The sequence below is a fragment of the Olsenella sp. Marseille-P4559 genome (assembly GCF_900605015.1).
In the GTDB taxonomy this organism is placed as follows: domain Bacteria; phylum Actinomycetota; class Coriobacteriia; order Coriobacteriales; family Atopobiaceae; genus Tractidigestivibacter.
This window is the reverse complement of sequence record NZ_LR027574.1, coordinates 792,617-810,664: the sequence shown is the minus strand read 5'-3', so window position 1 is coordinate 810,664 and position 18,048 is coordinate 792,617. Positions and strand designations below refer to the sequence as shown.

Sequence of the window (18,048 nt, the reverse complement as noted above, 5' to 3'; positions counted from 1 at the left end):
TCGGTGCCATCACGAGGCGGCAATCATCACATTTTCGGCAAGTGGGACCCTGCGGGGTCTTTTTTGTTAGGCTTCGAGAAGCTGTGCCCGCGCGCCGCCCTAGAGCCACATATGGGACAGCGTGGAATCCCAAGGAGACACCCATGCCCCTCTCGCTCAACTCCGCATCTGATGACCTCAGGCTCTTGGGCATCAGGCGCTTCTCGGCGCTGACCGCGCAAACCCCTGGTTGCGTCTCGCTCACACTGGGCGAGCCCGGGGAGGCCCCCCGCAGCCGTGCGCGCAGGTGGGGATAGATCTTGACCACGGTCTCACGCACTACCCGCCCAACAATGGCTTCGCTTGGCTCCGCGAGGCGATATGCGCGTGGGAAGCCGAGCGAGGTGTGGTTCTCTCGCCTGGCAACGTGATTGTGACCGATGGCGCGACGGAGGCACTCTATCCCGAGCTGGCAGACAGGACGATCGTGGCCAACAGCTTCTCGAAGCCCTGGGCCATGACTGGCTGCGGCTTGGCTGGGTGGGTGCTGGCGAGAAGGCCGCAGCCGCCATGGCCAAAGTGCACCAGCACGTCGTCTCGTCGGTGTCTGCTTTTCTGCAGCATGCTACCGTCGAGGCGCTGGCAACCAACACGGTGCCGATGCGCGCGTCCTATCAGGTAAGGCGTGACATCACGGTAGCAGCGCTCGAGCGCATGGGGCTGCCCATTGTCACGCCCCAGGGAGCGTTCTACGCGTTTCCCAGCGTCGAGGGGCTCGAGCGTCTCGCCGGGTTTGTGGGGCCCTCAGAGGCTAGGCGTCCTTCACCACGTGCGCCATCATGAGCAGGAGCGCGACGGCCACGCCCTGCTCGAGCGAAGCCTTGCGGATCCACTCCTCGCGCGTGTGGGGAAGTCCGCCGTCAATGGTCCCCACGCATACGGCAGGGACGCCCAGCGAAAGCGGCACGTTTGCGTCGGTCGACGAGCTCACGTGGCGGGCGCGCATGCCAAGGACCGCCTGGATCGCCTGGTCGCAGCGGCGCGTGAGCCGGCGCTCGGCGCTCTCGCTCACATCGCCTGCGGCAGGGCGACGCCCAATGACGCCAAGGTGGACCTCCATGTCGTCGCGGGCGTCCGCCTGGGCCACGAGGCCGCGTAGCTTCTCGTCCATCTCTTGGAGGCACGCCTCGCTCGTGGAGCGAAACTCGCACAGGCACGAGGCCTCGCTTGCGATGCTGTTGACTGTGGTACCGCCCTCGATGAGGCCAATGTTGCAGGTGGTGCGGGCGTCCGTGGGACGCGGCAGGTCGTAGAGGGCGCACACAATGCGCGAGAGGCGCTCGATGGCGTTGGGGACGCCCCAGTCCTTCCAGCTGTGCCCGCCCTGCGTGTGGACGCTGATGCGGTAGCGAAGCGACCCTACGGCCTCGGTGACCACCTCGGGAAAGTGGGCGTCGAGCGCCGTGAGCTCTGTTACGGGCGCCGTGGCCTCTCGCATAAGCTGCTTGGTGCCCTTGAGGTTGCCCAGGCCCTCTTCGCCAGAGTTGGCAACCACCACGACGCAGGTGTCGAGCTGTGGGCGGTTCATGAGGAACCACTTGGTGGCCATGAGGAGCGTCACCAGGCAGGCGGTGTCGTCTCCGATGCCCGGGGCGTACATGTTCTCCTCGTCCTCAGTGAGCGGCAGCTCGCCCGTGTCGGGAAACACTATGTCGGTGTGGGCCGAGAAGACCGCGCGTCCGGGTGCCGAACGGTCACCCAGGACACACACGACGTTTCTCGCCTCGTCGATGGCGACGTCGGCTGCGCCCTGCTCTCGTAGCCATGCGGCCACGAACGCCGCGCGGCGTCCCTCGTCGCCCGTGGGTGCCCCGATGCGGCCGATCGCACGCAGAAGGTCGAGCGCCTCCTCGCGCACCCCTCGCGCAAACTCCAGTGCTGTGCAGGTCTCCCTCACGTCCATGTGGACCTCCCGAGCGTGGCATGTGGCCGCGTAGCAAGCGCGTGACCCTAAGCATACTCAAAGCGTGACCATTGTGTTGCCGCATCTTGCGCCGGCATGCCATGGATGCTAGCGTTATCCCCACGATAGAGGAGCGGGCACGATGGTCCTGGTGGAGCCGGCGGGCAAGGATTCCAGGAGAGGCGATGCCCGCCGAACTTCCGCGCCAGGCGTGGCGTGGCGGTGGGCTCGGCGGGAATACTGCTGGGACTGTCCGTAGAGAAGATCTGCGGGAGCGCTATCCCCGGCCATGCGACTGCGTGGGTCCCGGCGGCGCCCCTGCAGACGCGTCTGGGGGAGCCATGGGGGAGAAGCAACCGTTTGCCACAAAGGACCAGCTCGAGCGTGCCGCTGCGCAATGGCCCACGCCCTTCTACGTCTACAGCGAGAAGGTCATCCGCGAGCGAGCACGGGCCCTCAAGGCTGCCTTCTCGTGGAATCCGGGCTTCTGTGAGTACTTTGCCGTAAAGGCCACCCCAAATCCCACGGTCATCTCGATTCTCGCCGAAGAGGGCTGTGGCTGCGACTGCGCGACCGGCACAGAGCTTGCGCTCGCCGATGCCTGCGGCGTGCGAGGCGAGCGCATCATGCTCTCCTCGAACGACACGCCCGACGTGGACTACCGCCGAGCCCACGAGCTGGGTGCCATCATCAACCTCGACTCGCTTGACATGGTGGGTTGCCTGGTGCGGGCGCTGGACGGCAAGCTTCCCTCCATGGTCTGCCTGCGCGTGAACCCAGGCGGGAGCTTCGAGGCCTCCAACGGCATCATTGGCGAGCCCGAGGACTCGAAGTTTGGGATGACGGTCGAGCAGGTCATGGAGGCCGCGCGCAGGCTTTCTGCCATGGGCGTGACCGAGTTTGGGCTTCACGCGTTTCTCGCCTCGAACACGCAGGTGGAGGACTACTACCCACGCCTTGCGCGCGTGCTTTTCAAGCTTGCCGTGCGACTCTCGCGCGAGGTTGGGGTGCGCGTGGGGCTCGTGGACCTCTCCGGAGGCATCGGCGTGGACTACCGGCCGGAAGACGTCCCCGTGGATATCGCTGCGGTTGGTGCTGGCGTGCGCGACGTGTACGAGGGGGTCCTTGCCCCCGCGGGCCTGGGTGACGTGTCGCTTGCGGCCGAGCTTGGCCGCTGGATGCTGGCTCCTGCGGGAGGGCTTGTGGCCCGCGTGATGCACGAGAAGGTCACCTACCGCGACTACCTGGGCGTTGACGCCTGCGCCTCCAACCTCATGCGACCTGCCGTCTACGGTGCCTACCACCACATCAGCGTGATGGGGCACGAGGGAGAGCCCGAAACCCATCGCTACAACGTGGTAGGCAGGCTTTGCGAGAACTCAGACCAGTTTGCCAAGGGCCGCATGTTGCCCGAGGTCACAATCGGCGACCTGCTCTTCATTCATGATGCCGGCGCCCACGGGCACTCGATGGGCTACAACTACAACGGCACGCTTCGCTCGGCGGAGCTGCTCTTGCGCGAGGACGGCTCGTTCGATCTCATCCGGCGGGCCGAGACGCCGGCAGACTATTTTGCGACACTCGACTTCCCGGGTTCGCGCTTCTCGGCACTGGCCCACCTGGAAGACTAACGGTTCTTTTACGCGCAGGGCGCCTGGCGGCGCAGGTACGAGAGGGGACGCACAATGGACATGCAGGGACTTACCGGTTCTGTCGTAGCGCTGGTCACGCCGTTTCTGGAGGACGGCTCCATCGACTTCGGGTCGTTGGAGCGCCTGGTCGACTTCCACCTGGAGAACGGGACCGACGGCATCCTGGTCCTGGGGACCACAGGCGAGTTGTCGACGATGACTGACGAGGAGGACCTCGAAGTCGCGAGCACGGTCATCGCCCGCGTGGCGGGTCGCGTGCCCGTCATCGGTGGCGCCGGCTCCAACTCCACGGCCGAGTCGCTGCGCAAGGCAAAGGGCCTCGAGAAGCTTGGTGCTGACGGCCTGCTCCTCATCACGCCGTACTACAACAAGTCCAACGAGGAGGGCATCTACCGCCACTTCACGACGGTCCTCGACCAGGTCGACGTGCCCTGCCTGCTCTATAACATCCCCGGTCGCACGGGCTGCTCCATCTCGGAGGGGAACGTCGCGCGCCTGGCCACGCACCCCAACGCGTGGGGCATCAAGGAGGCCTCGGGAAGCATTTCCTATGCGACGATGGTGGCGCGCTACCTCACGGACGACTTCCGCATGATGAGCGGCAACGATGACATGGTGGTGCCGATTCTCTCCCTGGGTGGCGTGGGCGTTGTCTCGGTGTGGGCAGACGTCGCCCCACATGCGGTGCATGACATGTGCGCAAGGTGGCTCTCTGGCGACACTGCCGGCGCGCTCAAGGTCCAGCTCGAGAACCTCGACCTGATCCATGCGCTCTTTGGCGAGGTCAACCCCATCCCCGTGAAGGCGGCGCTTGCCAAGATGGGGCTCACCGGGCCTACGGTGCGCCTGCCGCTCTGGCAGCTCTCGCCCGAGGCGGATGCTCGCCTCGAGGCTGCCATGAGGGGGGCTGGTCTGCTTGGCTAGCGTAGTTGTGGTTGGTGCCAGAGGGCGCATGGGGTCTTTGATTTGCGCGGCTGTCGAGGCGGACGCGGAGCTCTCGCTTGCGGATGGCTACGACGTGGATAACATCTCCGAGCTGGACTCGGACGCGCCGGCGGCAGACCTCGTGATTGACTTCTCGGCACCCGCCTCCCTTTCCCATGTGGAGGCCTACGTGCGGCGCACGCATGCCGCCCTGGTCTCGGGGACGACGGGCCTTACGGAAGACGACCTCTCGCGCCTGCGGGCTTTGGGGGAGGCAGCGCCCGTCATCTGGAGCGGCAACTACTCGCTCGGCGTGGCGGCGCTACGTCACCTTGCGGGCGAGGCGGCGGCATCGCTTCCCGGCTGGGACGTGGAGATTGTAGAGTGCCACCACAACCGCAAGGTCGACGCCCCCTCGGGCACGGCAAGGATGCTGCTCCAGGCTGTGGACCCCGCAGGCGAGAAGTCCGTGGCTCACGGGCGCGAGGGCATCGTGGGGCCGCGACCCGCCAGCGAGATCGGCATGCACAGCCTGCGCGGCGGCACTGTGGCCGGGACGCACGAGGTGCTCTTCCTCGGCGATGACGAGGAGGTCGTGCTCACGCACCGCGCGACGAGCCGCCAGATCTTCGTGAACGGCGCCATTGCCGCGGCAAGGCGCCTGCGTGCACGCGAGGCCGGCTTCTACGACTTCGACACGCTCATGTTTGGATAGTTGGTTGGGATAGGCTGAGCAACGCGCAGCAAGGCGACTACGAGAGGGGACCCCATGGACGCCCAGGAAATCATCGACTTCATTGCAGGCGCACCAAAGAAGACGCCGGTCAAGGCATACGTCAAGCTTGTCCCCGGGGCGAGTGTGGACTTTGGGCCCAACTCTCACGTCTTTGGAACGGGTGACCTCGTCGTCTTTGGCGATTGGTCCGAGGTGGGGCCCGCCCTCGAGGCGGCAGGCGACGACGTTCTCGACGTCGTCGTCGAGAACGACCGGCGCAACTCCGGCGTACCCTTGCTTGACGTGCGCGGGGTGAACGCTCGCATCGAGCCTGGCGCCATTATCCGCGACCAGGTGGAGATTGGCGACAATGCCGTGGTCATGATGGGTGCGATCGTCAACATTGGCGCGGTCGTCGGTCCGGGCACGATGATCGACATGGGGGCGGTACTGGGTGGGCGCGCGATGGTTGGCGCGCGCTGCCACGTGGGTGCCGGCTGCGTGCTTGCCGGTGTCGTTGAGCCTGCGAGCGCAACGCCCGTCGTGATAGAGGATGACGTGCTTCTCGGTGCCAACTCCGTGGTGATCGAGGGGTGCCGCGTGGGCAAGGGTGCCGTGGTCGCGGCGGGTGCCGTGGTGACTGAGGACGTGCCGGCGGGGGCCGTTGTCGCTGGGTGCCCCGCGCGCGTGATCAAGATGAAGGACGAGAAGACCGAGGCCAAGACTGCGTTGGTAGACGCGCTGCGCACGCTGTAGCTTTAGCGCGACGGCGCATTTTTGCGCCAGGCGTGGGGTGCGGCAATCGGCCTTCCGGCGTCAATTTGGCACTGCAAGGTGCATCCCGCAGGTCTCTCTCGTGATTTCTCGCCGTTTAGGTCTTTCGTGGTCGGTTAGCTGCACTTATCCGGCAGTTTCTGGCTCTTTGGCGTTTCTAGTGGGTAGCGCATGCCAGCAGACTTTGGACCGAGAAGCCTGGCTTCCCGAGCCTGAGGAAGATGATGGTCCTGAAGTAGGCAGTGTTCCCGAAGCCCCTAGCGGCGCCTCTGGCAGACTGGATGACGGAATCGAGCCCTTTCGGGAAGGCATTGGTGGATCTTCCTCCTCCTTACGCGGACCTTCGCTTCGGAGAGCTTCGACACCATCGCCCGCATCGCATGCCGTTCGAAGCGGTGCTCGTTCGGATGGCAGGGATGCTGTGTTCCGGAGGCAGGCTGCTCTCCGGCATGCTCGTCAGGAAGAGGCCCTACTGACGCTCTTCCTTTGAGTGGGCGAGGCCCTCACGGCATGGTTCTGATGCTCTGCCCCATGTTGCGCCCTGATACGGCCAGCCGAAGACCCATCCTGCCTCACGACCTGTCTGATGATTCGTCTACCGGAACAAATCATCCGCCTGCAGTACCCGAGCGCAAAATTATATAAGAGCATGGGTGTATATTCTTTTCAGCTCCTTGGACTGGTATGGGATGCGTTCAAAGGAGGGGGTTTGTTGTGGATGCGCGTGAAATGGAAAAGACTGCTAGGCAAGAAATGGAAGCACCTACAATTGCGTTTGGGTCAGAGGAATTTGCAGATGGGCTTGGTGGTTGCGCACTCTATCCAGCTGTAGCGGCTACCATCATTGGAGGGATGGGGGCAGGACCCGTCATCTATGGGCTTTGTTCAGCCCTTACTGTAGTGCTTGGCTAACACAATCGTGCCTCAATCATTGAGCGATTTTTCTGTTTTCAAGGTTGCCGCTCTCATTAAGCGGCAATCTTCATACAGCATTCTGTTTGTTGATCTCCCAGCTCGTCGAGTCCCTCTTGTAATCAACAGTTCGGCGCTTGAGATTGTCAAATGGCTGGATGGCGCTCACACACAGCGTGAGATTCTTGATGAACTTGCGTGCAGGTATTCTACCTCCCATGAAGATCTCAAGTGGCTTTGTTGTGAATTCATTGGCAAGCTTGTGAGCCTTGGCGTTGTTGGGTTCGAACGACGGCGATGGGAGCGTGACGTTTGTATTCCCGTGCTTGGCACAAGTGAGGTATATACGCCTAACAGTTTTATTCTCGAGCTTACGCACAGTTGCCCATTGCGCTGCATGCACTGTTATCTTGATGCTGCAGACGGGCCGATGATGGATTATCGCTCTGCTGTCTCCCTGGTTGACGAGATCGTGGACGTTATCGGTGTTCAGGGCATACAACTTACGGGTGGGGAGCCATTGGGTTATCCGTATCTTGTCGAGCTGATTGAGCATCTTGAACAAAAGTACACGCAGGTATCCATAGCGACTAGTGGGTATGCTTCTGATGCCGTTGCAACACGCGTCCTTTCTGCTCTGTCAGGCCCTATGGATCTGGTGCAGGTAAGCATTGATGGATTTGAGGGTTATCACAACAAGATAAGAGGTCGCAAAGATGCGTTTACTAGGGCGCTGGCCTTTATAGATTTGGCTATATGCAAGGGCGTGAAGGTAAGCGTGGCTACGACCCTCATCTCACAAACTGAAGCGGAGATTGCTTCTCTTTGTGAAAGCATGAGAGCGCGACGTGTTTCCGTCCTTAGATTCGGAGTGTTATTGCAAGAGGGAAGGGCGACTTCCTCGCACCTTGGTACCTCATGGAGCGAGGGCAGCATGCGCCCGCTCATCGAGAGACTTAAGAGCAAGTTTGATACAGACGACTTTAGGATAGAGGCCCTTGAAACGCATGACTTGTCGACCATCGACCATGCCTGTGGTACAGGTATCAAAATGATGGTCATAGACCCAGACTTCAACGCCCGTCCGTGCCCCATGCTCATGTGCAAGCTGGGCAACGTGATTGACGAGCCCCTGATGGCAGTAGTGCGCAAGACAAACACACTTATGAAAGGCGTGTCGACCCCCTGCGAAGCAACATGCGGACAGTGCTCGAACTTCTCTGCCTGCCGAGGATATATCGCGGCGGCCTTGACAAACAGGGATTCCACTTCCAATTGCCTATGGTTTGAGATGCAGGAGAAACGCATACAACGACTTTTGGATGTGGTCGCATGAGCGAGGATCCCGATACCGTTATCGACATCAAGGACCTCTCCTTCGCGTATAGGAAACCCAGGGTCGAGGTCTTCTCCGGCTTCTCGCTCTCGCTTGGGGCGGGCGAGGTCACCTGCCTGCTCGGGCACAACGGGGCGGGCAAGTCAACGCTCCTGCGGCTGGTCTATGGGCTGCTGAGGCCGGCGTCCGGCGGGGTCGTCATCAACAAGCGGGTTGTCGGATCCCACAGCCGCATCTTCCTGCTCTCGGGTGACTTCGGCTTCAACGGAGAACTCACGCTCAGGCAGAATCTAAGGTTCCGTTCGCTGCTTTTGGGTGCCCCCGTCGAGGACGGTCTCGTGTGCCGTTTTGGGCTGGAGGGCCAGCTTGGTGTTCCCCTCAAGGCGCTTTCGTCGGGCCTCCTAATGAGGGCCAACCTCGTCTCGGGCCTCGCCTTCGGTCCCACGCTCGTGATGCTCGATGAGCCGACCAACTCCATCGACCCCATGACCTGGGAGCTGCTGGTACGAGAGCTGAAGCTGAGGCGCGAGCACGGCGCGAGCGCCGTCGTGGTGACGCACGACCTCTCGTTCGCCCGCGAGGTCGCCGACCGACTGGTCGTGCTGCAGGGCGGTCGGGTGGTCGCCGACGAGCATGACCCGAGGTCCCTGAGCGAAGGGGATCTGAGGGCATCTTACCTGCGGCACACAGAGGGTATGGGGGGCGGTTCTGATGCGTAGGGTCGTCCGGGCGCTCGTGTGGAAGGATCTCTGTCTCGTCAGGACGCGAACGTCCTCGCTGTTCTGGTTGCTGGTCTGTGTGGTCGGGTTCGTGGCGCTGGCGTTTGTCGCGCCGTTCGGGCTGACCGCCCACGTCCTCGGGGACGAGTACGCGCGCATCACGGCCATGGCGATTGCGGGGACGACAGGCTTCGTGGAGTACTACTCCGTCTCCCTGTCGGAGGACAAGCGCGATGGCACGCTGGTCAACGTCATGCTAGGCGGGGTCAGGCCAGGTGCGTACTTCCTCTCCAAGGCCGTCGTGCCTACGCTCGTCTCCTTGCTGGCCTTCTGCCCTGTTACCGTGGGGTTCTTCCTGACCGTCGGAGCCCTCCAGGGCACCGCGATAGGCGCGGGAACCCTCGCTGTGGTGGTGTGCTCCATGCTCTTCCTGCTCATGGGGGTGGGCATGGCCGTGAACCTGTGGTGGCAGCGTGGGTACCTGGACAGGAGTCCGGTCTGGGCGGGCGTGGGTGTGGGCGTGAGCCTCCTGTTCGCCTTCCTCTTTGACCCGCTTACGGCGCTTCCGCGCTTTGTGGCCGCCTGCACTGCGGTGGGGGCCGTCTCCTACGTGTTGTGCCTCTTCCGCTACGGGCACCTCTACAAGGGGAACGTCCATGACCTGTAGGCGTGGAGTACACAGGACTCTGAGGCGGGTGGAAGTCAATACGCTGTCCTTTATTCGTGGGCGTCTTACGTTCCTGAGTACCGGCTCCGTGGGTGTGGGCTTCCAGAATGATGGTGGCTACCGATTCAACGAGCGGGTCTGCGCATGTCATGCGGCATCGGATGTCCTTGGCAGCCTGCTGGACAGTCGCACAGCGCTGGAGGAGTTCTTTTGTGGATGCGCGGCAAGGCTGCGACGCCTGAGGATGCAGCTCATTGTCCACTACGAGGAGCACCATGAGCTTGTGCGCTTTTCGGCCTGTGAGGATGTGCGCTTCTATAACTCATTCAAGATAGTCGTTCGAACGGAGTCGGGCAACTGCTTTGTTGAGGAAGTGCCCCTCTCCGAGGGATTACCTGAAACTTTGATGGAGGACATCCGTGATTTCACGAGTACCGTCGTTGGGTCACAGCTCTCCATGGCTACGCTAGTGAGAAGGTCTGCCGCATTCGAACAGCTCGATGAGGCTCTCACGGTCCTGCTGGAGCCAAGGGCCGCTGGCGCGTTCTTCCATGAGATAATCGGCCATATGATTGAGCGCGACACCTATGAACTGGTAAAAGCCCGGCTGTCGCACGCGTCATTCGATCCGAAGATCATCTTCAGGGATGACGTCAGGGACTACGAGCGCGTGTGTGGCCTGAACAAGTTCGACGACGAGGGGACAAAGATAGTGCCCATTACTCTCGTTGCAGACGGCAAACTCTGCAATACGATGGACACTCAGCGATTTAGCGGTGAAGGCGGGCTTTCGGGGTTTGCGCGCGCGGAGTCCATCCTCTACCCGCTGCTGCCAAGGATGCGCATGAGCCTGGTCAGCTCCTCCACGCACATCGAGCGTCCCAGTCTGCCCGTTCGTTATTTTCGTATGGAGAAGTTTCTTAATGGGTCGGTTATGCCTGGCTCCATGAACTTTTGGATACAGGGCTCTGGCGCAATTGTGCAGGAAGGGGTTCGCGTCGCCCTGCTGCCGCATGCAGTTGTGACAGGCAACGTTATCGACGCGCTGGAACGCATTCCCTACATGGGAGATGACGAGCGGGCATTTTTCGCGGACTGCTTCAAGGGCGGGCAGACCGTGAGGGTTGGCTATCGTGCCCCGAGCGTCGTGCTCAAGCCTCTGCGCATCTCTGGCACAGCCTACATGTTGAGGAAGGACGATCACGAATGAGTAGCGGTACGGCTGAGTTTGAGCGCCGGGTCGCCACAACGCTTGACTATGAGTGCTGCATCAGTGCCGAGGGGATTACAAGGCGTGGAGGCACGCTCTCGCGTGAATCCTGTCTTGCCGTGACGGAAAACAGCGTCTGGGTTCGTCAGTGGGCGCGAGAGGAGGCGCCTTTTGAGCTCGACCTGACTGGATGGACGGTACCTGCCATCCAGCAGCTACGTCCACTCGCCGACAAGCGTGGCGTTCATGTCGCGAGACACGATGAGGCATCCGAGGTGAAGTGTGCGAGTGCTGGCTCGAGGCAGGATTCCTTTGAGCTTGCCGCGCGCCTACAAACGATGTTGGCCTCACGGCATGGCCTCGAGACAAATTGTGCCATCGAGCTTTGGTTCAGGCGGACTCGCATCAGGGAGATGCGTGGAAGTAAGACGATGACAGAGCTTGACAGAAGCGCGCGTCTCATTCGGGCCTCATGCTTTTGTGCAGACCCTCCCATGTACGCAAGCTGTGAGGTCACCTCGGACATGGGGGAGAGCGCGAGTCGTTTGGCGCGTGACCTGGGAAGAGAGGCCCCTCCTGCGGGCAGGCCACGCGGCCAGCTGCTTTTTTCTGACACGGCATGGGGCTCGGTATGCGCGTTTGTGCGGGGGGCCTTTTGCGAGGGTGCCATCGAGTCCAACGAACCCCTTGGGTATGGCTCCCTGGGAGAGCAGGTCCTCGGGCATGATGTCAGCATCATAAGGCGCTCCTCATCGTTGGGAGATGTGGATGACGAGGGCTTGCTCATGGAGGACGTGCCTCTGGTAGATTGCGGAATCTTGTGCGCCTACATTCTGCCGCTGCAAAGGAGCTATCAGCTGTCCCTTCCAACTGCTGGCGGGGGAGAGATTGGGCAAGACGGGCGGCTGCAGTTTGAGAAGCAAAGGGTTGAGCTTGTCATTGACCGACCAAGGGCTGTCCTACGCGATACGCCATGCGAGATCCTCTACATCAAGCCCCTCAGCGCCGAGTACCAAGACCTTTCCATGCAGGCGCTCCTTGAGTGCAGGCAGGGCTCCCAGCGGTTTTGCTGCCGAGGCACACTCGACATTCTCCGCCTGCTCGAGGACGTGCGTCCGACTGGTCATCATGCATGGCCATTTGCCTGTGGCGTTGGGATCTTTGAGACAGACCAGCGCCCCTTCTGACTGGAAGCCCATGGAGAGCCTTCGTGGTTTTGGGCAGGCCAACCACGGCTGTTGGCCGGCTTTCTTGAATGTCTGGGCCTGCCGCACAGGAAAATGCTGCATGTGGAATAACTCGTGTGTTTGATGGCCTCTGAGTTGTGGCTTGGGACTGCGGCGGGAATCTTGGACCGCGTATGGTGCAGGAGGTGAAGTGGTCAAACCAAATTGGACCATTGCTTAGGCGTCCTCATGCGCTCTCGCGCTTGAACTCGGCTGGAGGCCTGCATCCCGGTGCGGATGCATCCTCCTGGCATTGTGATAGGGCAGTGTGCCGATTGTTGGTGTCACGACTCCGTTTGGGAGATGCGGGCTTAGACCTGTCCGAGCGAACGGAGCATCGCCTGGAACCGGTTGCATTCTACACCAGCATCGCGCAGCCCTCCCAAGCCTCTCCTCGATGGCGGCCGTGACGTAGGTCCTCACCTTCTCGATCACGTTGTCGGACACCGGGCCGAGATCGTGCTCCGCCCTGCAGATGCCCTTGAGGGAGGATGCGTCGATGAAGCCCATCTCCAGCCGCTCCTCGTTAACGTCCATCGGCACCGAGCCCACGAGGCACATCATCGACTCGGCCGACGGGAACACGCCGCCGGCCTTCGCCCTGCGCTTTGTCTTCTCGTTGGCGCGCTCTTGGACGTTGTTGGTGCGCAGCCGGACATGGTGCCCGTGGGGAAAGTCCAGGTAGGCCAGGGCGTCGGCCTGACAGTCCATGATCTGGTTGGTCATGTGCTCGAGCTCGCGCCTCATCATCTCGTTCAGGTGGTCGATCGCGCCGTTGCCTCTGAACGGCAGGTTCTGCATCGCTTCCTTTCCTGTAGAGTGTCCATGGCGGCCGTTGCCTTTCTCTCGAATCCTGCATTCCGCAAAATGTGATTCTAGGCAATGGCCGCTTCCATCTCGAAGCGGCCCGTGACACCATCTTTCGGCACACGACCAATTCCGGACGTTTGCCTACGCTTAAGCGTCGAGGAATCACGAATAGATGATGGCTCCGTAATAAATCGCCGGTTAGCTGCCTTTAACCGTTCGGATTTCGCGGCTATGCCTCGGCCGCTTCGCCGCCGCGGAGCGGCATAGTGAGAATCGGCGTGTAGGTGAGCTTGCCGCCCTCGGGGTGGTGGCTCCACATGAGTGCGACCCCTGTGTGGCGCGTCTCAAGAGGGGGCAGCCCAGAAGAGAGTTCATCGCAAACGCGCTGCAGGTCAGGAGTAATGCCGTATCTTTCGTTTCGCGCCGGATGCGCCCCGCGCACCAGGGTCACGTGCGGCACGAAGGGTTTCTCGCCCACGGGCAATTCCAACCGGGAAAGCTCGCGCATGAGTATCCGCTGCAGACGGAGAAGCCCCACCTCACGAGAGACGCTGCGCCACACAATGCCTCCACTCCGGTGCTCGAAGACGCCAAGCGGCCCAAGCGAGAGGCTCACGGGACCGCATGCATCTGCCGCGACGCCAAGTGCCTCTTTGGCGCGCTGTTTGCCCGAAGTGTCAAGCATCCCAAGGAATGCCAGCGTCAGGTGGATGTTCTCGGTGGGGGTGGGACGTCCGGCGCGAAGCCTAGCAAGTACGCCGTCACGCGTCTGCGCAAGCATTGCCCGCTCGTCTGCTGAGAAGCGCAGCGCAACGAAGAGCCGCTTGGGTGCCTGGGTTGCGCGAGGAAGCCTTAGGGGAGAGCCGTATTCCATGGGGTCTCTAAGATTGTGCTATTTCATTCGATGTGACTATCCTCATGGAGCCTTCCTCGTATGTACGCTGCATGAAGTGAGACTCATGTGTGAGGCCGAGAGCTCTGCGAATCTTCATTTATGCTCCCCTGGGCTACCGCTTGATGGATGGGCCCGCGATATGCGGAAAAGTCGGACAGATATCGAAAAAAAGGGTCTTGCAGAACGCAATACGGATAGGTACTATGTCTGAAAACAATATGAAGGACCGAAGCGAAAAAAGCAAAGCCGTCGAAAGGCGGTGGCGCAAAGCTATAGGGCCCTAGCAGACAGCCAGCTGCTTTCCACGCAGAGCTTCCACACGTGGCTTCGTTTTCCTCTGAAAGGCGGAAACTGGATGGACCGGACGGCTATCAGACGCTTTGCAGGCTTGCCTTGCCGCGGCTATGCTCTGCGCAAAATCATTCGGGGGGGGGGGCGTCCTAGCTGCTCTTCTCCTCGGGCTAGTGCTTGCGTGTCCCGTCATCGCGAGGGCGGAGACGCTTCAGACAGTCTCTAACCCAATCGGCTCCACCATGAACGTCTTTGACTACTGGGTTTCCTCCCAGGACGAAGACGACAGCAGGTGGGAGACCATCTGGGGACAGAGTCCCGCAGACCGCGGCATCAATGCTGGCCACAGGCTCAAGTTTCACCGTTATAACGGTGATGTCGGTGCCACCGCAGGGGACCCGAACTACTACCCAAACGGACGCATCGTCACCCAGGGTATCGTCCAGGACACCCTAGGCGCAGACGGGTACCCCGTGCTTTCATCCGCCAATGGCGGGGAATCCCTTGCATATCTCTTCAACCCGAATGTATCGCAGGACGGCAAGGCATCCTACACAGGCGCCACCCACCTCTTCCAGCAGGACGCTGACGGCTACTATTTCTACAACAGCGCCGACAACTGGGCAATGTTCGACAAGGGCTCCAAACGGTTCACGGTCTCCACGCTGCCGGCAGACGCGAGCCACGACCTCGACGGCAGAGACGAGAGCACCTATTACGGCTTCTATCCCTTCGACACGACGATTGCCCCGCAGTACCACAGCACGAGCCACATGGTGAACTGGCGGCCTGGCAACTTCCACAACCACTACTTCGGCGTCACCATGACCACTCCCTTCACGCAGCCCTACGGCGGCGTCGTCGAGAGGGCCGACGGATCTCTGGCACCCATGAAGTTCGAGTTCTCGGGCGATGATGACGTGTGGGTCTACATCGACGGCGTACTCGTGGGAGACCTCGGCGGCATCCACGGCGTGTCGACGCTCGACATCGACTTCAGCACGGGCGAGGTCAAGATCAGCGACGTGGGGACAAGCGGGAGCACGGGCACGTACACCCTGAGGGAGCTCTTCCGGGCAGCGGGGCGCGAGGGCTCGGTGGAATGGAGCGGGGACACCTTCGCAGACTACTCCAAGCACTCGATGAACTTCTTCTACCTGGAGCGCGGAAACCAGCTCTCCAACATGAAGATCAAGTACAACCTGGTCGGCGGCGGCTCCATCTCTGCCCAGAAGACGCTCACGTCCGGTGGCTCCAAGGTCAGCCTTCGCCAGGGGCAGTTCCAGTATGAGCTTCGTGGCTACTATGACGGCGATGCGGCGCCTATCATGCCGATCGGCATCCCGAAGCACCGTGTCGCCGCCGATGAGACGGGCTCCGACTACACCTCAGCGACCGTGGGCTGTGCCGAGGACGGGAGCGTCAGCTTTGGCGCCATGCAGCTTGGGGCCCAGAATGCCGGCAAGACCTACCTCTACAGCGTACGCGAGGTGGTGCCAGACGGTGCCACGGACAACGGGGACGGAACCTACACCAAGGACGGCGTCGTGTACGACGGACACGTCCACTACCTCAAGGCCTCGGTCGTCCAGTCCAGCGATGGCAGCTACGGCATTCAGAAGACCTGGTACACGGATGGCGGCTTCTCCGCGGAGGAGGGAAGCGGCGAGAGCTACCACCCCCAGTTCACGAACTCCTATGAGAGCGGCAACAACGTCGACCTCCAGGTGAAGAAGGCGCTCGTCGGAGACTCCCTGCAGGATGGCCAGTTCACATTCGTGCTCAGGGACTCGGACGGCAACCAGGTTGGCGTGGCTACGAACGGACCGGATGGCATCGCTCACTTCTCGGTTCCCGGCTTCGTCCCATCGGACTTTGGCTACCAGGACGGCACCATCACGCGCACCTACACCATCTCCGAGCAGGTCCCGGACGGGGCCGAGGCCAACGGCGACGGGACCTATACCAAGGACGGCATCGTATACACCTCCGAGCAGGCAAGCGTCATCGTGACGGCCACCTACGACTCGGAGGCCGTGGGTGACCCCATCACCATAACGACGAGCTATGACCAGGGGACGCTTTCGGCGGCATATGACGCCGGTGACCTCGTGGCTAAGGCCTCGGGCATCACGGGCGACGCGACCATCACGGCTGTGACCGAGGGCGCTCCCATGCCCGAAAGAGAGAGCGCAGAGATTGGTGCGGACGGCACGGCGAATTTCGGCAAAGTTGACTTCTCCGCAGCCGCGCCTGGGACCTATACGTACCGCGTGAGTGCTGGAAGCCACATAGCCGTACTCGAAGTGACTTCGGGACTGCACGAAACCTCCATCACACCGAAGTTCTCCCAGGGCGATGGCACGCTTTCCGGCATCCTCTCTGCGCAGGTGGAAGGGCTTGGCGGCACAGCCACCGTCACGGCTGCGGCTGGCGCGCCCGTGCCGCAGAAGACATCGGCGCAGGTGGGGGCAGACGGAAACGTCAGCTTTGGGACGGTCGACTTCTCGTCCGTCGATGCCGGCACCTATGCCTATACCGTCTCGGTTGGCGGCAAGAGTGCCGAGGTGCGCGTGACCGTCTCTAAGGAAACCCATACCGCAGGCGATGTCTCGGGGAGCTATACGCTCACTCATGTGGTCTACGACAGGTATTTCCTTCACGTGACCGTGAACGTGGGAATGCAGTACAACGGTCAGAGACTCGCCCTGTCTCCCTCAGACAACGTGGGGTGGCAGCGAGCGACCGCTGTGGTGACAAACGGCGTGGTGGACTTTGGCTCCGTCGAGTGGTGGGACACCACAAGCGAGTCCCATGACTTCACGATTCGCACCTCGGAGAGCTGGAACTACACCGTTCTCGGGTCGTTCACGGTGGCAGAGCCTTCGCACGGCAGCGGTACCAGCGGAAGCTTCGGGACGCAGGCGACCACGGTGACCACGCTCTCGTCCGAGGCAACACCCTTTGCGGAGGCGACGTCCGATATAACCTCCACCAGCCATGAGGTGGCCGTCGCCGTGGACATCCCCACGATAACCAACCGTTCGGTCGTGCAGGTCCAGGCGACGAAGGTGTGGAACGATGGCGACGCGGATGCATCGCTACACCCAGAGATCACCTTCCATCTCATGCAGTCCGTCGATGGCAGCACACCTGTGAAGGTGGAGGGCCAGGACAGGACCATTGCCGCAGGAGCGACGGGCGACGCGCTCACCGTCGTGTGGAAGAACCTCCCCAAGCGAAACGACGCAGGCCTGGAAATCGCCTACTCCGTCGTCGAGGAGCCTGTCGTCGGCTACTCCTCCGATGTCACGGGCTCCATGGCCGAGGGCTTCACCATCTCCAACACGCCAAGCTACGGCTTCTCACTCGTCAAGAGGGGCGTCTCGGCAGATGGCAAGACCGAGGAAGGTGCCCTCTCAGGCGCAAGGTTCACCGTCAGCTTCATGGACGGCGACTCCCCCCGCTACATCGCCAAGGACGGCTCAGCTGCGAGCGAGGTGGTCGAGCTGGAGACAGACGAGTCCGGACGCATCCTCGTCCCGAAGAAGCTCGCGCCCAACACCTACACCATAAGGGAGGTGCAGGCCCCGGCTGGCTACCAGCTGCCCAAGGGAGCCATGACCCTCAAGATCAACGGTGACGGTACGGCCGAGTTCACGAGCCTTTCCGGTGCCAAGACCACGATCGGCAGCGTTGGCGGCCAGTTCTCCATCACCGTCACGGATGTGAAGGTGGTCGACAGCCTGCCCCAGACGGGGGGCATGGGAACCCTCCCGCTCTTCCTGGCGGGAATCAGCGCGATAGCTGCCGCAGTCGTGAAGGCCGGCCTCTCCCGGCTCCCGTAGGGCCGTGTATCGCCATCGGTTGCAGGCTCGCCTCATTCAAGGAAATCCGCCCGGTACGTCCGAGCTTGGATTTTGCAGTACAGCGTTAGGCCTTGAAATGCCCTGCGGGGCAAAGGACAAAGGAGGA

The 18,048-nt window shown here is 61.8% G+C and carries 16 protein-coding genes and 2 riboswitches; of the genes, 12 read left to right on the top strand and 4 right to left on the bottom strand.

Annotated features, from left to right (window positions below):
- The first annotated feature begins 143 nt into the window (after nucleotides 1-143).
- Nucleotides 144-296: a hypothetical protein gene (locus E0E00_RS14425; RefSeq protein WP_165443655.1), complete on the top strand. Its 153-nt coding sequence runs from the start codon at nucleotides 144-146 to the stop codon at nucleotides 294-296.
- A 64-nt stretch (nucleotides 297-360) separates the two neighbouring features.
- Nucleotides 361-822 (top strand): aminotransferase class I/II-fold pyridoxal phosphate-dependent enzyme, encoded by a 462-nt coding sequence (locus E0E00_RS15200; protein ID WP_130812340.1) that lies wholly within the window; start codon nucleotides 361-363, stop codon nucleotides 820-822.
- Here E0E00_RS15200 and E0E00_RS09860 read toward each other — a convergent pair.
- A complete protein-coding gene (locus E0E00_RS09860) occupies nucleotides 791-1,942 on the bottom strand; it encodes a M20 family metallopeptidase (RefSeq protein WP_130812339.1) in 1,152 nt (383 codons plus the stop codon). The two genes, E0E00_RS15200 and E0E00_RS09860, sit on opposite strands and share 32 nt — an antisense overlap.
- A 118-nt stretch (nucleotides 1,943-2,060) precedes the next feature.
- Nucleotides 2,061-2,230, top strand: a riboswitch (Lysine riboswitch).
- Between the two features lie 53 nt (nucleotides 2,231-2,283).
- Here E0E00_RS09860 and E0E00_RS09855 point away from each other — a divergent pair.
- The 4 genes from E0E00_RS09855 to dapD are packed head-to-tail and all read left to right on the top strand — an operon-like array spanning nucleotide 2,284 to nucleotide 5,989.
- A complete protein-coding gene (locus E0E00_RS09855; protein WP_207302713.1) occupies nucleotides 2,284-3,573 on the top strand; it encodes a diaminopimelate decarboxylase in 1,290 nt (429 codons plus the stop codon).
- A 54-nt stretch (nucleotides 3,574-3,627) separates the two neighbouring features.
- Nucleotides 3,628-4,518 carry a 4-hydroxy-tetrahydrodipicolinate synthase gene (gene dapA / locus E0E00_RS09850; RefSeq protein ID WP_207302712.1) on the top strand — a complete coding sequence of 297 codons (891 nt, stop codon included), beginning with the start codon at nucleotides 3,628-3,630 and terminating at the stop codon, nucleotides 4,516-4,518.
- The gene (dapB, locus tag E0E00_RS09845; RefSeq protein ID WP_130812337.1) at nucleotides 4,511-5,233 is read left to right on the top strand and encodes a 4-hydroxy-tetrahydrodipicolinate reductase; all 723 of its coding nucleotides are present in this window, start codon (nucleotides 4,511-4,513) and stop codon (nucleotides 5,231-5,233) included. Before dapA ends, dapB begins: the two co-directional genes overlap by 8 nt.
- Before the next feature lie 54 nt (nucleotides 5,234-5,287).
- Nucleotides 5,288-5,989 (top strand): 2,3,4,5-tetrahydropyridine-2,6-dicarboxylate N-acetyltransferase, encoded by a 702-nt coding sequence (gene dapD, locus E0E00_RS09840; protein ID WP_130812336.1) that lies wholly within the window; start codon nucleotides 5,288-5,290, stop codon nucleotides 5,987-5,989.
- 1,000 nt (nucleotides 5,990-6,989) lie between these two features.
- Here the strand turns inward: dapD and E0E00_RS15055 are convergent.
- Nucleotides 6,990-7,298 carry a hypothetical protein gene (locus E0E00_RS15055; protein WP_242622230.1) on the bottom strand — a complete coding sequence of 103 codons (309 nt, stop codon included), beginning with the start codon at nucleotides 7,296-7,298 and terminating at the stop codon, nucleotides 6,990-6,992.
- An 18-nt stretch (nucleotides 7,299-7,316) separates the two neighbouring features.
- On the opposite strand from E0E00_RS15055, the gene E0E00_RS09835 reads away from it, so the two are divergent.
- From E0E00_RS09835 to E0E00_RS14420, 5 genes are all read left to right on the top strand, one after another.
- On the top strand, nucleotides 7,317-8,255 hold the full coding sequence (locus E0E00_RS09835; protein WP_371683402.1) for a radical SAM/SPASM domain-containing protein: 939 nt from the start codon (nucleotides 7,317-7,319) through the stop codon (nucleotides 8,253-8,255).
- On the top strand, nucleotides 8,252-8,974 hold the full coding sequence (locus tag E0E00_RS09830) for an ATP-binding cassette domain-containing protein (RefSeq protein WP_130812334.1): 723 nt from the start codon (nucleotides 8,252-8,254) through the stop codon (nucleotides 8,972-8,974). Before E0E00_RS09835 ends, E0E00_RS09830 begins: the two co-directional genes overlap by 4 nt.
- Nucleotides 8,967-9,641, top strand: a complete 675-nt coding sequence (locus E0E00_RS09825) for a hypothetical protein (RefSeq protein ID WP_130812333.1) — start codon at nucleotides 8,967-8,969, stop codon at nucleotides 9,639-9,641. Before E0E00_RS09830 ends, E0E00_RS09825 begins: the two co-directional genes overlap by 8 nt.
- Nucleotides 9,642-9,669: 28 nt before the next feature.
- Nucleotides 9,670-10,851 carry a metallopeptidase TldD-related protein gene (locus tag E0E00_RS09820; RefSeq protein WP_165443653.1) on the top strand — a complete coding sequence of 394 codons (1,182 nt, stop codon included), beginning with the start codon at nucleotides 9,670-9,672 and terminating at the stop codon, nucleotides 10,849-10,851.
- Between the two features lie 494 nt (nucleotides 10,852-11,345).
- Nucleotides 11,346-12,038 (top strand): metallopeptidase TldD-related protein, encoded by a 693-nt coding sequence (locus E0E00_RS14420; RefSeq protein WP_165443652.1) that lies wholly within the window; start codon nucleotides 11,346-11,348, stop codon nucleotides 12,036-12,038.
- A 216-nt stretch (nucleotides 12,039-12,254) separates the two neighbouring features.
- Here E0E00_RS14420 and E0E00_RS09810 read toward each other — a convergent pair whose 3' ends face one another.
- Together E0E00_RS09810 and thpR are read right to left on the bottom strand one after the other, a co-directional pair.
- Entirely contained in the window at nucleotides 12,255-12,878 is a 624-nt protein-coding gene (locus tag E0E00_RS09810; RefSeq protein WP_130812330.1) for a transposase, read from the bottom strand.
- Nucleotides 12,879-13,116: 238 nt separating this feature from the next.
- On the bottom strand, nucleotides 13,117-13,761 hold the full coding sequence (thpR, locus tag E0E00_RS09805) for an RNA 2',3'-cyclic phosphodiesterase (RefSeq protein ID WP_130812329.1): 645 nt from the start codon (nucleotides 13,759-13,761) through the stop codon (nucleotides 13,117-13,119).
- A 250-nt stretch (nucleotides 13,762-14,011) separates the two neighbouring features.
- Nucleotides 14,012-14,085, top strand: a riboswitch (cyclic di-GMP riboswitch).
- Between the two features lie 230 nt (nucleotides 14,086-14,315).
- Here thpR and E0E00_RS09800 point away from each other — a divergent pair.
- On the top strand, nucleotides 14,316-17,921 hold the full coding sequence (locus E0E00_RS09800; protein WP_165443651.1) for a Spy0128 family protein: 3,606 nt from the start codon (nucleotides 14,316-14,318) through the stop codon (nucleotides 17,919-17,921).
- Nucleotides 17,922-18,048: the final 127 nt, after the last annotated feature.

Excerpts from the sequence above, each read along its gene's own strand:
- E0E00_RS09835 (WP_371683402.1), top strand. The coding sequence starts at position 7,317 with ATGCACTGTTATCTTGATGCTGCAGACGGGCCGATGATGGATTATCGC.
- thpR (WP_130812329.1), bottom strand. The coding sequence starts at position 13,761 with ATGGAATACGGCTCTCCCCTAAGGCTTCCTCGCGCAACCCAGGCACCC.
- E0E00_RS14425 (WP_165443655.1), top strand. The coding sequence starts at position 144 with ATGCCCCTCTCGCTCAACTCCGCATCTGATGACCTCAGGCTCTTGGGC.
- E0E00_RS09830 (WP_130812334.1), top strand. The coding sequence starts at position 8,252 with ATGAGCGAGGATCCCGATACCGTTATCGACATCAAGGACCTCTCCTTC.
- E0E00_RS09825 (WP_130812333.1), top strand. The coding sequence starts at position 8,967 with ATGCGTAGGGTCGTCCGGGCGCTCGTGTGGAAGGATCTCTGTCTCGTC.
- dapD (WP_130812336.1), top strand. The coding sequence starts at position 5,288 with ATGGACGCCCAGGAAATCATCGACTTCATTGCAGGCGCACCAAAGAAG.
- E0E00_RS09810 (WP_130812330.1), bottom strand. The coding sequence starts at position 12,878 with ATGCAGAACCTGCCGTTCAGAGGCAACGGCGCGATCGACCACCTGAAC.
- E0E00_RS15200 (WP_130812340.1), top strand. The coding sequence starts at position 361 with ATGCGCGTGGGAAGCCGAGCGAGGTGTGGTTCTCTCGCCTGGCAACGT.
- E0E00_RS09800 (WP_165443651.1), top strand. The coding sequence starts at position 14,316 with ATGAACGTCTTTGACTACTGGGTTTCCTCCCAGGACGAAGACGACAGC.
- E0E00_RS14420 (WP_165443652.1), top strand. The coding sequence starts at position 11,346 with ATGTACGCAAGCTGTGAGGTCACCTCGGACATGGGGGAGAGCGCGAGT.
- E0E00_RS09860 (WP_130812339.1), bottom strand. The coding sequence starts at position 1,942 with ATGGACGTGAGGGAGACCTGCACAGCACTGGAGTTTGCGCGAGGGGTG.
- dapA (WP_207302712.1), top strand. The coding sequence starts at position 3,628 with ATGGACATGCAGGGACTTACCGGTTCTGTCGTAGCGCTGGTCACGCCG.
- E0E00_RS09855 (WP_207302713.1), top strand. The coding sequence starts at position 2,284 with ATGGGGGAGAAGCAACCGTTTGCCACAAAGGACCAGCTCGAGCGTGCC.